A 14559-nucleotide genomic window follows, 5' to 3' on the forward strand; every position below is an offset into this window, starting at 1 on the left:
GGTTATTTGTGAATATCCTGTTGCTATCGAGCGAATATGCTCCCGCACGCGGCGGGATAGGCACCTACGCCCACGAGATCGCATTGGCCGCAACGCAGCTCGGCGCGCGGGTGACGCTGGTCGCTCCCGATTACGCACAGGATATGTCAGCCGACGATCGCGCCATGCCCTTTGCAATCCACCGCTTCAGCGGCGGATTGCATTCGGCGCGCGATCTGCCCGCCAAGATCATGCTGGCGCGCAGCCGCATCGGTACGGCTCCGTTCGATGTGGTGCATGCCGCCGACTGGCCCTTCTTCATTCCGGTCGCACTCGCACGCGGCCGCACGCCGGCCCGAATGCTGATGACGGTGCACGGTACAGAGATCAATGAGACACAGACGCCGCTGAAGCGACTGGCGATCCGCTTCAGTGGCGTGTTCGGGCCACGCACCGAGGTCGCTGCCAACAGCAACTTTACACGCGAGCTGTTCCGCAAAAGATTCACGATCGACGAACGCCGCATCCATGCCATTCGCCTCGGCGTCTCCGGTTTCTGGTCCGGACGGCGCAGCGATCGCGCTGCCACACGCGCGATCTATGACATTGCGCCAGACCGGATCGTCATGGTCACTGTGGCACGGCTCACGCGGCGCAAGGGACATCACCTCACGCTCGCCGCCCTCGCGCAGCTTCCTGACGAATTACGTCAGCGCATCACCTGGCTGGTCATCGGTCCCCAGGGAGAGGCTGACTATGTCGATGAGCTTCGCGGCATGATCACGGCGTCGGACTGCGACATCAGGCTGCTCGGCGCGCTATCGAATGAAGAAATTCGCGACATCTACGGTGCGGCGGACTTCTTTTGCCTGACCGGTGTGCCGGATTCGTCCGGCCGCGTCGAAGGCTTTGGTCTCGTCTATCTCGAGGCCGGCGCCACGGGCCTGCCGAGCGTCGCGAGCAACATCGGTGGTGTGCCCGATGCGGTGTTGGCCGGCCAGTCTGGCCTTCTGGTCGCTCCGCGCGTCGACATGATCACCCATGTGATCCGGCAATTGGCCGAAGACGATGAGTTGCGGGCGCGCCTCGGCGCTGGCGCCGCCGCACATGCGCGAGATCTGTCCTGGGAACGCTGTGCCGCAGAAACCTATGGTTTGAAGCGGCCATCACCGTCGGAGGATGCCTTGCAGACCGGATCGGAGCTGAGGGCATCGGCATGAAACAGCTCGCTGCCATCATCACACTGCTTGTGCTCACCGCAGGTGCTGCGCAGGCCGACAATTGCAACAAGAGCCGGGAGTATCTGCTCGGCGGTCTTGCAGGCGATCTCACCATGCCGCCCCAGGCCTATGAAGGCCTGTTCAGGGTCTGCACCGCGACGGCGACGATGCCGAACGTCAAAGATGCCTACATCCTGAAGGATGGTGGCATCGCGGTGATTCCGAAACAGGACACGGTGGCCGCCACCGCCGCGACGCTGTCGCGATTCTGCGACGCCAACCCCAGAGCCACGCTACGCTTCATCTCCGCCAAGGAGCTCGTGCTAACGAAATCGACATCGGGCATTGTGCAGATGTCGTCTGGCTCCGCGACATCGTGCAAGAAGATCAAGGGTCTCACCTGAACCAGAGGGGAATGCCGCCATGCTGAAGCGCATCTTTCGCTCCTCGTCCGAGACATTCCGGACACGCTCCCCGGAACGCGATCGCATCACCGATGAACGGCTGGTTCTTGCCATTGCGGCGACCATCGACTCCGGCCTGCGCAGTGCAGAATACGAGCATGACGGCCTGAAGCGTCGGCTGGAAGAAGTCATCTCCATCGCGGCAATTGTCGGCGGTAACGAGATCGAGGACGTCAACAGCCAGTCGGACCCGCGGGCGGAACTTCTGCAAAAATCAGACGACGAGATCCGCATCGGCGAAGCACGACTGCGGACGCTCGAAAACAATATCGAGCATTTCAAATCGCTGAAGCGAGACTTGAGACGGCGTTTCCCGGGCATCAATCTCGATGCCGCCGAGCCGGCGCCGAAATAGCGGTTTTCCACCGATCAAAGCTGATCAAGATTCGGCCAATCAGCACGCCATGCGCGGGCCAGTGACGCCACGACACTCTTCAGGGTGATCGATGCCTCGTAGCCGAGTTCGATACGATCGGGCATACTGATCGTATAAATGCTATCCCTCACCTCGTCGCTGGCCGCCACCCATACCGTGATCGGCCGCGCATGACTGAATCCCGCCCAAGGCTTCGCCAAGGGGATCGACCGGAGTATCTGCATCCATGACTGACCGCGCCGACGCCATTGCCGCCAGGATCGAGACCTTCATCCGCGCCGAAGTCATCCCCTATGAAAAGGATCCGCGGACAGGTGCTCACGGCCCGAGCGACGAACTGGTGCAGGAGCTGCGCGACAAGGCCCGCAAGGCCGGCGTTTTGACCCCGCATATTCTTGCGGATGGATCGCATCTGACGCAGCGCGAAACGGCAAAAGCCCTGATCAAGTCCGGTCTTTCGCCGCTGGGCCCGCTTGCCTGCAACACGATGGCGCCCGATGAGGGCAATATGTACCTGCTCGGCAAGGTCGGTACTGCCGAACAGAAGACGCGCTTTCTCGAACCGCTGGTGTCGGGCAAAGCACGCTCGGCATTCTTCATGACCGAGCCGGCAGGCGAAGGCGGCGCAGGCTCCGATCCGTCGATGATGCAGACCACCTGCAGGCTCGATGGCAATCATTGGGTGATCAACGGGCAGAAGAAGTTCATCACCGGTGCGGAAGGCGCCAAGGTCGGCATCGTCATGGCGAAGTCCGAGGACGGCGCCTGCATGTTCCTCGTCGATCTGCCCGATCCTGCGATCCGCACCCTGCGCGTGCTGGATACGATCGACAACTCGATGCCCGGTGGCCATGCAGAGATCGAGATCGATAACCTGCGTGTGCCTGCAGACCAGATGCTTGGCGCGTCAGGCGATGGTTTCAAATACGCGCAAATCCGCCTCAGCCCGGCGCGCCTGTCGCATTGCATGCGTTGGCTGGGTCTTGCGATCCGCGCCAACGAGATCGCGACCGACTATGCCTGTCGTCGCCATGCATTCGGAAAGGCCCTGATCGATCACGAAGGCGTCGGCTTCATGCTGGCGGAAAACCTGATCGATCTTAAACAGTCGGAACTGATGATCGATTGGTGCGCAGGCGTGCTCGACACCGGCTCGCTCGGCACGGCGGAAAGTTCGATGGCCAAGGTCGCCGTGTCGGAAGCGCTGATGCGGATCGCCGACCGCTGCGTGCAAGTGATGGGCGGCACGGGCGTGTCCGGCGAAACCATCGTCGAGCAGGCCTTCCGCGAGATCCGCGCGTTCCGTATCTATGACGGCCCGACCGAAGTCCACAAATGGTCGCTCGCCAAGAAGATCAAGCGCGACTGGAAGACCGATCAGCAATGACGCGCACGGCGAAAGCCGTTGCTGTTTGATCGAGTGCTGCGACCATTCAGGGATGGCGTCAGGAGGTCGATGGCCATCCCGAGGCGGCGCGCGGGCGCCGAAATTGCCAGACGTCTCGCTTGAGACAGCCCTCCCAATCAGCAACCCCGCCCTGAAACTGCTGACCGACAGGTCAATGACGTTCTCTCGTACAAGCAATTCCGAGAAAAACTCTCCTACATTCACCGCCGTGCCAGCAGGCTTCTTCCGAACATGATGGCGATGCATCTGCGTGCTGGACCATTTTGCCGATTTCCTGAAGTGTAATGCGAATTGTTGAAACCGCGACACTTGGCTCGCACAAGCCGGCATTGAAGAAACACACCATGAAGACAGCGAAACTTCTGCACGTCGGCGCGCTCGCATTGGGCTTTGTCGCGGCGACTATGCAAGGCGTTCGGGCTGAAACAGCCCAACTCCGCATCGCGCAGCAGTTTGGCATCGCCTATCTCCCGCTCATCGTCGCCAGCGAACGAGGCTTGATCGAGGACGAAGCCAAGGCGCTTGGCATCACGCCGCCGAAGATCGAATGGCTACGGCTCTCGGGCGCAGCATCGATGAATGAAGCGCTGATTTCCGGCGGGCTGGATTTCGCGACCGCTGGCATCACACCGATGATCCTGACCTGGGACAAGACGCGGACTACCGCCAAGATCATAGGCGTCGCCGCCTTGGGATCGATGGCCAATATCCTGACCACCAACAACCCGAACATCAAGACACTCGCTGACTTCACCGAGAAGGACCGCATAGCGCTGCCGTCAGTTAAGGTCGGCTTCCAGCCGATCGTGCTGCAGATGGCCGCGGACAAGGCGTTCGGAAAATACGACAAGCTCGACGAACTCACCGTCAGCATGCCGCATCCGGACGCAACGGCGCAGATCCTGTCGGGACGTTCCGAGATCACCGCGCACTTCACCTCGCCACCATTCTCGCAACAGCAACTCGCCAGCGGAAAAGTGCACGAGGTGCTGAACAGCTACGACGTGCTCGGCGGCCCGCACACTTTCAACGTGGTCTATGCCACCACCAAATTCGTCAATGACAATCCGAAGACGATCCAGGCCTTCGTGCGCGGCCTCGACCGCGCCAATGACTGGATCAAAGCCAATCCGAAAGAAGCCACCGCGCTTTACATCAAGGCGGAAAACTCGAAGCTTGCGCCGGATTTCGTCGAGAGCATCATCCGCGACAAGAACATCAACTTCACGACAATTCCAGAAGGCGCGCAGAAATTCGCCGACTTCGAAGCCAAGGTCGGCCTCATCAAACAGGCCCCGGCGTCGTGGCGGGATCTGTTCTGGTCCGGCCTCGGGGAAAAGCCGGGAAGCTGACGTGAACGTCGCGCCGCGATCGGCTGACTTCGTCGGCGACGCCGTAACGGCGCCGCTGCTGGCGCTCGACCATGTCAGCATCAGCTATCCCACCCGCGACGGCATCCTCACCGCCGTCGAGGATGTCAGCTTCACACTGTCGGCCGGCGAGCGGCTGTTGCTGCTCGGCCCGTCCGGCTGCGGCAAGTCCACGCTGCTGCGTACGGTGGGCGGTTTCCTGAAGCCGAGCAGCGGCGAGATCCAGCTACACGGACGGCGCATCGACGCGCCCGGCCCTGACCGCATGACGGTGTTTCAGGAATTCGACCAGTTGCTGCCGTGGCGCACGGTGCTCGGCAATGTTCGCTACGCGCTGCAACGCGGCAAGTCGCTGCCGCGCCCGCAGGCGGAAGAGGCGGCGCGCCACTGGCTCAGCCGCGTCGGGCTGAAGAATTTCGTCGACGCCTATCCGCATACGCTGTCCGGCGGCATGAAGCAGCGCGTCGCCATCGCCCGTGCCTTCGCGCTCGAGCCGGCATTGCTGCTGATGGACGAGCCGTTTGCGGCACTGGATGCGCTGACGCGCCGGCAAATGCAGGACGAACTGCTGAAGCTGTGCGAGGAGACCGGCAGCACGACCCTGTTCGTCACCCATGGCATCGACGAGGCAATCCGCGTCGGCACCCGCATCCTCGCACTAACGCCGCATCCCGGCCGGCTGGCCGCGACATTCGACGTGCCGCCCGACACCCGCATCCGCGGCACCGCGCGCTTCGCCGAGCTGGAACGACAGATCCAGCAGAGCGTTTTCGCCGATCCGGAAACCGAACATGTCTGATATCGCTGCGCCGAAACTGGTGCGCGCGCCCGCTTTGCGGCGCGTGTTCGATGGTACGCCGTGGCACCGTGCCGTGATCCTGCTGGGCTTCGCGCTGATCTGGGAGCTTTATGCGCGCTGGCTCGACAATGCGCTCCTGCTGCCGACCATGGGCGCGACTTTGTCGGCGCTGTGGGCGGCGATCGTCTCCGGTGAACTGCCGGATCGTACGCTGACGTCGCTGCGGGTCCTGATCACCGGCTATGCGCTGGGCGTCGCCGTCGCCGCGATCCTCACCACCCTCGCCGCGCTGTCACGTTGGGGCAACGAGGCGCTCGGCCTGCTCACGTCGATGTTCAATCCGCTTCCCGCCATCGCGCTGCTGCCGGTTGCGCTACTGTGGTTCGGCATCGGCACGCCGAGCCTGATCTTCGTCATCGTCCATTCGGTGCTATGGCCGGTGGCGCTGGCCTGCTACGGGGGCTTCCTCGCTGTGCCGCCGACGCTGCGGATGGCTGGCCGCAATCTCGGCCTGTCCGGCGGCCGCTTTGTCGTGGAGATTCTGGTGCCCGCGGCGTTTCCGCAAATCCTGTCGGGCCTGCGGATCGGCTGGGCCTTTGCCTGGCGGACGCTGATCGCGGCCGAACTGGTGTTCGGCGTCAGTGCCCGTTCTGGCGGCCTCGGCTGGTTCATCTACACCAGCCGTGCGCAGCTGGAGACGGCTAGCGTGTTCGCGGGACTGCTGACGGTGATCCTGATCGGCCTCGTCGTCGAAGGGGTCATCTTTCGCACATTGACGCGGATCACGGTGCAGCGCTGGGGCCAGGAGCAGGCGTGATCGTCCGGACTATGCTTGGCAGTCAGATCCGTAGCAGGCGGCTCAGGATCACGTCCGTGGAACTATGCGATTGACCAATTGAAAAGTCAGATCCGCATCCGAGGCACAACGTTCTCCATATGGCGGCATTGTGCAGAGCGATCAACCCATGATCGTCCTGGTTTTTGGAATTCCCCAGATCGCCTGCTTGGGACTCTAATGCGTCATCAGTGATGGTGCCTTTCACGCCCCAATGCAGGACAACGACAATGCATGCCAGACGAATGATCTTGAAAGTCGCCATCGCCATGGGTCTCGGCGTGGCTATCGTCTCCGCTCCCACGCTGATCGGTTCCGGATCAGCACACGCGCAGGAGAAGACCGTCCGGATTGGCTTCCAGAAATACGGCAAGCTGGTTCTGCTGAAGAGCAAAGGCAGCCTTGAGCCACGCCTGAAGGCACTTGGCTGGAACATCAAGTGGACGGAGTTTTCGGCAGGCCCCGCGCTGCTGGAAGCGATCAATGTCGGTGCGCTCGATTTCGGCAACACCGGCGAGGCGCCACCGATCTTCGCGCAAGCCGCTGGCGCACCGATCCGCTATGTCGCCTACGAGCCGCCAGCGCCCAAGGGCGAAGCAATCCTGGTGCCGAAAGGCAGTCCGATCAAATCGGTCGCCGAGCTGAAGGGCAAGAAGGTCGCGCTCAACAAGGGCTCCAACGTTCACTATCTGCTCGTCAAGGCGCTGGAGAAAGCGAACATCAAGTATTCCGACATCACACCGGTGTTCCTGGCGCCGGCCGACGCGCGGGCGGCGTTCGAGCGCGGAGCCGTGGATGCCTGGGTGATCTGGGACCCGTTCCAGGCGGCCGCTGAAGCCGCGATCGAGGCGACGGTTCTCGCCGACGGCACCGATACCGTGTCGAACTACCAGTTCTATCTGTCATCGCAGAAATTCCTGGAATCCGATCCCAAGGTGGTCGATGCGATTCTCGAAGGCCTGCGGGAAGTCGACGACTGGGCCAAGACAGACATCAAGGCCGTGGCCGAGCAGTTGAGCCCGTCGGTCGGCCTGCCGATTCCTGTCCTGGAGGTCGCGCTCAAGCGGCAGGCCTACGGGATCAAGCCGATTGATCGCAAGGTCATCACCGAGCAGCAGCAACTGGCCGATACGTTTCTCGCGCTCGGACTGATCCCGAAAGCCATTGCCGTAGCCGACGCCGCGGGGACACCCGCACCATGATCGCTGTCGATGACGCTCTCAAGATTCTCTGGTTCCTGCCGACCAGCGGCGATGGCCACTATCTCGGAACCACGGCCGGTGCGCGCGAGGTCGATTTCGACTATCTGCGGCAGATCGCGCGTGCCGCGGACAAGCTCGGCTATTACGGAGCCCTGCTCCCGACCGGCCGCAATTGCGAGGACTCCTGGGTCATCGCATCGGCCATCGCGCCGTGGACGGAACGATTGCGCTATCTCGTCGCCGTGCGACCCGGACTGCAGTCGCCCACAGTAGCAGCGCGCATGACTGCCACGCTGGATCGCCTGACCAACGGACGGTTGCTCATCAACATCGTGACGGGCGGCGATGCCGTCGAGAACAAGGGCGATGGCGTCTTCCTCGATCACGACGAACGCTATGAAGTCACCCGTGAGTTTCTGAATGTTTACGCGCGGGAGCTCGCCGGCGAAGCCGTTACTGTCGCCGGCAAGCACATCACGGTCGAAGACGGCCGTATCCTCTACCCGCCGATCCAGACGCCTCATCCGCCGTTCTATTTTGGCGGCTCGTCGGATGCCGGCATCGATGTCGCCGTCGATACCGTCGACAAATACCTGACCTGGGGCGAGCCCCCGGCGCAGGTCGCGGAAAAGATCGCACGCGTGCGCGGGATCGCCGAGCAGCGCGGCCGCAAGATCACGTTCGGCATTCGGCTGCATGTCATCGTCCGCCATACCAACGAGGCGGCATGGAAGGCGGCCGACGAACTGATCGAGCATCTCACCGACGACACGATCGCATCCGCGCAGCAAATTCTCGGGCGAATGGATTCTGTCGGCCAGCAGCGCATGTCCCAATTGCACGGCGGACGGCGCGACCGGCTCGAGGTCAGCCCGAATCTGTGGGCCGGCGTCGGCTTGGTGCGTGGCGGTGCCGGCACGGCGCTCGTTGGCGATCCCGCCACCGTCGCCGCACGCATCCGCGAATATCAGGACCTCGGCATCGATACGTTCATCCTGTCCGGCTATCCGCATCTCGAAGAAGCCTATCGGTTTGCCGAACTGGTATTCCCTTTGTTGTCGCTGCAACGGACCGACAATGTCCGGCAGTTCCGCGCCAATACCGGGCCGTTCGGAGAGCCAATCGCCGATCATCGCCGGACGACCGCAAAAGCCTGATGCGTCGCCGGTCTTGCCCCCGCGGCGCAACGACGCCGCGGCATCTGGAGGACACAACGTGACCAAGCAGATTCGCCTCAACGCATTCGCCATGAACTGCGTGGCGCACCAGTCGCCCGGCCTGTGGACGCATCCCGACGACCGCTCAAGTGACTATAACCGCCTGCCCTACTGGCTCGATCTGGCCAAAACTCTGGAGCGCGGGCGTTTCGACGGACTCTTCCTTGCAGATGTGCTCGGCGTCTACGACGTGTTCGGCGGCAATCCGGACGCGGCATTGCGCAATGCCGCGCAGGTGCCGGTCAACGACCCCCTACTGCTGGTATCGGCGATGGCCGCAGTCACCCAGAATCTCGGTTTCGGCGTGACCTGTACGCTGTCTTACGAGCCGCCCTATCCATTCGCGCGCCGGATGTCGACCCTCGATCACCTCACCGATGGCCGTATCGGCTGGAACATCGTCACCGGCTATCTCGACAGCGCCGCCAAGGGCATGGGCAAGGCCAGCCAGAACGCCCATGACGACCGCTACAACGTGGCCGAAGAATATATGGAGGTCGTCTACAAGCTGTGGGAAGGCAGCTGGGAAGACGACGCCGTGCAGCGCGACAAGGCGCGCGGCATTTTCACCGAGCCGTCGCGTGTTCACCGCGTCCAGCATTATGGCGAGAACTACACGCTCGACGCCATCCATCTCTCCGAGCCGTCACCGCAACGAACGCCGGTGCTGTATCAGGCCGGAACGTCGCTGCGCGGAAAGCTGTTCGCCGCGCAACACGCCGAATGCGTGTTCATGTCCGGTCCGTCCGCAAAAGTGATCGCGCCGCGCGTCGCTGCGATCCGCGCGTTGACGGCAGAGACCGGGCGCGATCCGTCGGAAATCCTGATGTTCAGCATGATGACGGTGATCCTCGGCCGCACCGAGGAGGAAGCCGCCGCGAAACATGCGGAGTATCGTCGCTACATCAACCATGAGGGCGCCCTGACGCTGATGTCCGGCTGGACTGGCGTCGATTTCTCGACCTATGACCTCGACCAGAAGGTGCAGCACGTCCACAACGAGGCCGGCCGCACGGCGATGGACAATATCACCCGCGCCGATCCCGATCGCACCTGGACGGTACGCGAAGTCGCCGAGCATGTCGGCATCGGCGGTATCGGGCCAATCGTGGTCGGAACGCCAGAGCAGGTGGCGGACGCTATCGAGGACTGGGTCGCGCAGACCGACGTCGATGGCCTGAACCTCGCCTTCACGATCTCGCCGGGAAGCTTCGAGGACATCGTCGATCTCCTGGTTCCGGAACTGACCCGGCGCGGCATCTACAAGAGTGCCTACGCGTCCGGCACGCTTCGCGAAAAACTGTTCGGCGCCGGCCGCGCACGGCTGCAGTCGCCGCATCCAGCCTCCTCGTTCCGCCCCGCGCTGCCATCCGCTATCGCCGCGGAGTAACGATCCGAACGACGCGACGTCGGCCTTCCGCCCGGGTTGGCACCAAACAGCAGAGGGATCGACGCATGCGAGGCGCTCTGATCATCCCGGGCCTTCACGGATCACCGGACGGCCACTGGCAGACTCTGTTGCAGAGCCATACGCCGTTTGCGCGCCGCGTCGAGCAGGACGACTGGGACGCACCTGTGCTCGATCGCTGGGTGGAGCGACTCCTGTCGAGCGCGGATGCCAATCCCGGCGCGATCGCAGTCGCCCACAGCCTCGGCTGTATCCTCATTGCCCACGCAGCACTGCGGGTGCCGGACATCAAAATCGGCGGCGCACTTCTGGTCGCACCGGCTGATGTGGAAACGAACACCGACGCATTCCCGCAACTGCGCAACTTTGCACCGATGCCGACGACATCCCTGCCGTTTCCGAGCATCGTCGTCGCCAGCAGCAACGATCCCTTCATGTCGCTGCAGCGGGCGCGCATGCTGGCCGAGAGCTGGGGCTCGGACTTCGTCAACATGGGCGATGCCGGCCACATCAATATCGCGTCGGGCTATGGCGCGTGGCCGGCCGCGCATCACCTGGTCGACGCACTGGCAGCGAAAGCCGAGACGGCACAGCGCCCACCACGGCCATTCCGAAACCGCACGACCGGCAAACGGCTGCCGGCGTCGTAGAGTGTTTCAAGCCGTCTTATCGTTCCCTTCAAACCGATCGTGCCGTCGAAAGGCCAGCCGTCGCCGCATTGGCAGACGAACGCACGAAGGCACTCTCGATGGCGGGGATCGATGACAACAAGGCCCTGGTGTAGTCATCGGCCGGGTTGGAAAACACCTGATCGACCGGTCCGGATTCGACGATCCGCCCGCGGTGAAACACCAGCACACGATCGGCGATATGCTGGACGACGCCGAGATCGTGCGAGATAAAAAGCAGCGCCGTGCCGAGGCGCGCCTGCAGTTCGCTCAGCAGGTCCAGCACCTGCGCCTGGATCGAAACATCCAGCGCCGACACCGGTTCGTCGCAGACGATGATGTCCGGCTCCGCCGCCAGCGCACGTGCAATGGAGACACGCTGCCGCTGGCCGCCGGACAAAGAGCGCGGATAGCGCCTGAGATGACCGGCGTTCAGACCGACCTGCTCAAGCAGCGCGACGATGCGGTCGCGCTTTGTGCGCGCATCGCCGGTCAGGTTTTCGGCAATTAGATCGGCAACCCGGTAACGCGGATCGAAACTGCTGAGCGCATCCTGCGAGATATATTGCAGCCTTGCGCGCAACGCGCGCCGCTCTGATTCCGTGATGCCGGACCACGGCCGTCCAAGCAGACGCACCTCGCCCTCATCCGGCGCGAGCAGTCCGAGCACGATCTTGGCGCATGTCGACTTGCCCGAACCGGACTCGCCGACAATACCGACCACCTCGCCGGCCTTTACAGCAAAGCTGACCTGGTCCAGCGCCGGAAGCAGTGGCTCGCGGCCCGCCGTCCGCCGCTGGGCATAACGCTTGGAAATGCCGTCCACCTGCAGCACCACCGCATCATCCGATGGCTTGCGAAGCGGAAGCGGCTCGCGGACGATGATAGACCCGTTAGCGCTGCCGCCTTCGGCGCCGGCGACATCAAATCGCGCAGACGCGAGCAGGTGTCCCTTTGAATCTGCAGAGGGGATCGCCGCGAGAAGCTGCCTCGTATAGGGATGGCGCGGACGGCGCAAGACATCCGCCGTGGCGCCGCTGTCCACGATGCGGCCATCGCGCATCACGATCACTCGATCGGCGATACCGGCCACGACTGCGAGATCGTGGCTGATCAGCAGCAGCCCGGCGCCTTCCCGCACGCGCTCGGCCAATACGGCCAGCACCTGCGCCTGGACGGTGACGTCCAGCGATGTGGTCGGCTCGTCCGCGATAATGAGATCCGGGTCGGCCGCAATGGCCGAGGCGATCAGCGCGCGCTGGCGGAAACCGCCCGAGAGCTGGTGCGCATATTGCGTAGCCCGATGTTCGGGATCGGGAATACCGACCTTGCGCAGCACATCACTGACGCGCGCGGCAACCGTATGCTGCCCACGTACCGTACGGTGCGCGGAGAGCACCTCGCCGACTTCCTGGCCGATGGTGCGTAGCGGATCCAGCGACACCAGCGCGTCCTGCATGACGAGACCGGTGACCGTGCCGCGCAGCCTGCGCCAGTCGGTTTCGCGAAATTTCAGCGCATTGCGGCCCTTGATCTGGAAACGGTCGGCGTCGATCTCGGCCCCGTCACCAGACAGGTTCAGCAGACTGCGCGCGGTAATGCTTTTGCCCGATCCGGACTCGCCGACCAAGGCCACGCATTCGCCGCGGCGGATCGTCAGGTCGAAATTACGGACGATCGGCGCGCCACCATTGGCGCCGGAAAAGCCGATCGAGAGGCCCTCGATATCGATCAGCAAATCATCGGGTTGTGGAACGACCAGATATGGCTTGTCGGTCATGCTAGCCGTCCTTCAAACCGTTTCTGGATGGCATTGCCGACCAGCGTGAAGGCGATCACCGTCAGTGTGATGGCGAGGCCGGGAAACACGCCGGGCCACCACGCCACGCGCAGCACATCGCGACTCTCCGCCAGCATCACGCCCCATTCCGGTGTCGGCGGCTGCGGGCCGAGGCCCAGAAAGCTGAGGCCGGACACCGCGAGGATCGTGTTGCCGATATAGACTGTCGCGATCACCGGCACCGCGACGAGCACATTCGGCAGCACATGGCGAATGAAGATCTGCCAGCGGCTGAGGCCGTAGACGACGGCATGCGTCACATAATCGGCATCGCGCACCAGCTGCGTTTGGGCACGAATGACGCGACCGAACTTCGGGATGCCGGCAATGCCGACCGCAATGGCGATGTTGAGCATACCCTGCCCCAGAAACGTGACCACCAGCATCGCCAGCAGCACGCCGGGGAATGACGACAGCACGTCGAACACGCGCGACGTCGCCTCGTCGAGGAAACGGTTGCGCTGTCCGGCGAGAATGCCAAGCACGATGCCGAAGGCCAGACTGATCGCCATGCCGCCGAGCCCGATCAACAATGAATAGCGCGTGCCGTAGATGGTCCGCGCAAACACGTCGCGGCCGAGCCGGTCGGTGCCGAACAGATGCTCCCAGCTCGGCGGCTTCAGCCCCAGCGCATAATCGCCGATCAGCGGATTGAACTGGGTGAAGGCGCGAGGGAATGCCGCGGCCAGAAGCAGCACGAACAGAAACGCCAGAGAGATCGCAAGGCCCGGCGACAGCAATCGCGGCGCGATCACGGCCGCCGTCGTCACCGGCTCCACCGCACCGGGCGGGTTAACCTGTGAGTCAAGCGCGATGGACAGGTCCGCGAGCGGACGCGTTTGAATGTTCATTGCGCTCTCAGCCTCGGATCGATCAGCAGATACAGGATGTCGAGCACGGTCGACGCGGCGACATGGATGAACGCCGCCAGCAGCACCACGGCCAGCACCACCGGCACGTCATGGGTCAGTACGGCGCCGAGCGTCACGGTGCCGAGACCGGGACGCCCGAAGACTTTCTCCGTGATCACGGCGCCGCCGAGCAGCCCGCCGATCAGCCAGCCACCCAGCGTCACCGCCGGCAGCAAGGCATGCCGCAGCACATGGCGCGCGCGGATCACGAGCTCGCCAACGCCCCGCGAACGCACCGTGGTGACGAAGGGCTGATCGAGCGTCTTCTCCATCGCCTCGCGGAGCACCTGCGCAAGAAGGCCCGCCGTCGGCAATGCCAGTGTCAAGGACGGCAGCACGATCGATTTCCATCCGCTCGCCCCGGACACCGGAAACCAGCGCAGCGTAAACGAGAACGCCATCAGCAGCAGAATGCCGAGCCAGAACACCGGCGTCGATGCGAATACCAGTTCCAGAAAGGATGCGATCTGGCGCGAGATGCGCCCACGTCCTGCGGTCAGCAGCGCGAGCGCGACCGCGATCACGATGGCCAGAAGTCCGCCGAGCAGCGCCAGCTGCACGGTCGGCATTAGTTGCGACCCCACCACCTCGGTGACGGGCTGACGCAGCACATAGGACGTGCCGAAATCGCCCTGCAGGATGCGCAGAAGAAAATCCAGGTACTGCGCGGGCAGACTGCGGTCGAGCCCCCACTCCGCCGCAATCGCCTCGCGCAGCCCTGGATATTCCAGATCGCCCGCCAGGATATCCTGGATGCGTCCGGGCAAAGCGTGCAGCGCGAGGAAGGACGCCGTCACACTTGCCCAGGCCACCACGAGACTGGTGAGCAATCTGGAAATGATACGAGACCACATGATCTCGT

The 14559-nt window shown here is 63.3% G+C and carries 15 protein-coding genes; 11 read left to right on the plus strand and 4 right to left on the minus strand.

All coding sequences use genetic code 11. The features are described 5' to 3' along the window. Positions 1–8: 8 nt before the first annotated feature. From AB8A33_RS19420 to AB8A33_RS19430, 3 genes are read left to right on the plus strand one after another with little or no spacing between them, the layout of a single operon-like run. Positions 9–1199 (plus strand): glycosyltransferase family 4 protein, encoded by a 1191-nt coding sequence (locus AB8A33_RS19420; protein ID WP_439094215.1) that lies wholly within the window; start codon positions 9–11, stop codon positions 1197–1199. Beyond that, complete coding sequence (locus tag AB8A33_RS19425) at positions 1196–1603, plus strand: hypothetical protein (RefSeq protein ID WP_207780024.1); 408 nt, start codon at positions 1196–1198, stop codon at positions 1601–1603. Before AB8A33_RS19420 ends, AB8A33_RS19425 begins: the two co-directional genes overlap by 4 nt. 19 nt (positions 1604–1622) lie before the next feature. Next, positions 1623–2018 carry a hypothetical protein gene (locus AB8A33_RS19430; protein WP_439094216.1) on the plus strand — a complete coding sequence of 132 codons (396 nt, stop codon included), beginning with the start codon at positions 1623–1625 and terminating at the stop codon, positions 2016–2018. A 14-nt stretch (positions 2019–2032) separates the two neighbouring features. On the opposite strand, the gene AB8A33_RS19435 is transcribed toward AB8A33_RS19430, so the two are convergent. Further along, positions 2033–2239: a hypothetical protein gene (locus AB8A33_RS19435; RefSeq protein ID WP_439094217.1), complete on the minus strand. Its 207-nt coding sequence runs from the start codon at positions 2237–2239 to the stop codon at positions 2033–2035. A 26-nt stretch (positions 2240–2265) separates the two neighbouring features. On the opposite strand from AB8A33_RS19435, the gene AB8A33_RS19440 reads away from it, so the two are divergent. The 8 genes from AB8A33_RS19440 to AB8A33_RS19475 all read left to right on the plus strand — a co-directional run bounded on the left by AB8A33_RS19440 (position 2266) and on the right by AB8A33_RS19475 (position 10928). Next, positions 2266–3426: an acyl-CoA dehydrogenase family protein gene (locus AB8A33_RS19440; RefSeq protein WP_439094218.1), complete on the plus strand. Its 1161-nt coding sequence runs from the start codon at positions 2266–2268 to the stop codon at positions 3424–3426. A 365-nt stretch (positions 3427–3791) separates the two neighbouring features. Continuing rightward, complete coding sequence (locus AB8A33_RS19445; protein WP_439094219.1) at positions 3792–4799, plus strand: ABC transporter substrate-binding protein; 1008 nt, start codon at positions 3792–3794, stop codon at positions 4797–4799. 1 nt (position 4800) lies between these two features. Next, positions 4801–5616, plus strand: a complete 816-nt coding sequence (locus AB8A33_RS19450) for an ABC transporter ATP-binding protein (protein WP_439094220.1) — start codon at positions 4801–4803, stop codon at positions 5614–5616. Beyond that, on the plus strand, positions 5609–6433 hold the full coding sequence (locus AB8A33_RS19455; protein WP_439094221.1) for an ABC transporter permease: 825 nt from the start codon (positions 5609–5611) through the stop codon (positions 6431–6433). The genes AB8A33_RS19450 and AB8A33_RS19455 overlap by 8 nt, the downstream gene beginning before the upstream one ends. A 248-nt stretch (positions 6434–6681) precedes the next feature. Next, entirely contained in the window at positions 6682–7653 is a 972-nt protein-coding gene (locus tag AB8A33_RS19460; RefSeq protein ID WP_439094222.1) for a sulfonate ABC transporter substrate-binding protein, read from the plus strand. After that, positions 7650–8810: an FMNH2-dependent alkanesulfonate monooxygenase gene (ssuD, locus tag AB8A33_RS19465; RefSeq protein WP_439094223.1), complete on the plus strand. Its 1161-nt coding sequence runs from the start codon at positions 7650–7652 to the stop codon at positions 8808–8810. The genes AB8A33_RS19460 and ssuD overlap by 4 nt, the downstream gene beginning before the upstream one ends. A gap of 58 nt (positions 8811–8868) precedes the next feature. Beyond that, entirely contained in the window at positions 8869–10260 is a 1392-nt protein-coding gene (locus AB8A33_RS19470; RefSeq protein WP_439094224.1) for an LLM class flavin-dependent oxidoreductase, read from the plus strand. Between the two features lie 65 nt (positions 10261–10325). After that, on the plus strand, positions 10326–10928 hold the full coding sequence (locus tag AB8A33_RS19475) for an RBBP9/YdeN family alpha/beta hydrolase (RefSeq protein ID WP_439094225.1): 603 nt from the start codon (positions 10326–10328) through the stop codon (positions 10926–10928). Positions 10929–10956: 28 nt separating this feature from the next. Here the strand turns inward: AB8A33_RS19475 and AB8A33_RS19480 are convergent, their stop codons facing one another. Genes AB8A33_RS19480 through AB8A33_RS19490 form a run of 3 tightly spaced genes read right to left on the minus strand, consistent with a single transcriptional unit; the run spans position 10957 to position 14551 of the window. Further along, a complete protein-coding gene (locus AB8A33_RS19480) occupies positions 10957–12726 on the minus strand; it encodes a dipeptide ABC transporter ATP-binding protein (protein ID WP_439094226.1) in 1770 nt (589 codons plus the stop codon). Next, complete coding sequence (locus tag AB8A33_RS19485; protein ID WP_439094227.1) at positions 12723–13637, minus strand: ABC transporter permease; 915 nt, start codon at positions 13635–13637, stop codon at positions 12723–12725. The genes AB8A33_RS19480 and AB8A33_RS19485 overlap by 4 nt, the downstream gene beginning before the upstream one ends. Next, on the minus strand, positions 13634–14551 hold the full coding sequence (locus AB8A33_RS19490; RefSeq protein ID WP_439094228.1) for an ABC transporter permease: 918 nt from the start codon (positions 14549–14551) through the stop codon (positions 13634–13636). Before AB8A33_RS19490 ends, AB8A33_RS19485 begins: the two co-directional genes overlap by 4 nt. Positions 14552–14559: the final 8 nt, after the last annotated feature.

The sequence above is a fragment of the Tardiphaga sp. 813_E8_N1_3 genome, from assembly GCF_051811025.1.
Lineage (GTDB): Bacteria > Pseudomonadota > Alphaproteobacteria > Rhizobiales > Xanthobacteraceae > Tardiphaga.

Bases quoted from the DNA above. Each gene is read 5' to 3' on its own strand.
- AB8A33_RS19490 (WP_439094228.1), bottom strand. From the start codon at position 14,551: ATGTGGTCTCGTATCATTTCCAGATTGCTCACCAGTCTCGTGGTGGCC.
- AB8A33_RS19455 (WP_439094221.1), top strand. From the start codon at position 5,609: ATGTCTGATATCGCTGCGCCGAAACTGGTGCGCGCGCCCGCTTTGCGG.
- ssuD (WP_439094223.1), top strand. From the start codon at position 7,650: ATGATCGCTGTCGATGACGCTCTCAAGATTCTCTGGTTCCTGCCGACC.
- AB8A33_RS19475 (WP_439094225.1), top strand. From the start codon at position 10,326: ATGCGAGGCGCTCTGATCATCCCGGGCCTTCACGGATCACCGGACGGC.
- AB8A33_RS19425 (WP_207780024.1), top strand. From the start codon at position 1,196: ATGAAACAGCTCGCTGCCATCATCACACTGCTTGTGCTCACCGCAGGT.
- AB8A33_RS19430 (WP_439094216.1), top strand. From the start codon at position 1,623: ATGCTGAAGCGCATCTTTCGCTCCTCGTCCGAGACATTCCGGACACGC.
- AB8A33_RS19480 (WP_439094226.1), bottom strand. From the start codon at position 12,726: ATGACCGACAAGCCATATCTGGTCGTTCCACAACCCGATGATTTGCTG.
- AB8A33_RS19460 (WP_439094222.1), top strand. From the start codon at position 6,682: ATGCATGCCAGACGAATGATCTTGAAAGTCGCCATCGCCATGGGTCTC.
- AB8A33_RS19440 (WP_439094218.1), top strand. From the start codon at position 2,266: ATGACTGACCGCGCCGACGCCATTGCCGCCAGGATCGAGACCTTCATC.
- AB8A33_RS19445 (WP_439094219.1), top strand. From the start codon at position 3,792: ATGAAGACAGCGAAACTTCTGCACGTCGGCGCGCTCGCATTGGGCTTT.
- AB8A33_RS19485 (WP_439094227.1), bottom strand. From the start codon at position 13,637: ATGAACATTCAAACGCGTCCGCTCGCGGACCTGTCCATCGCGCTTGAC.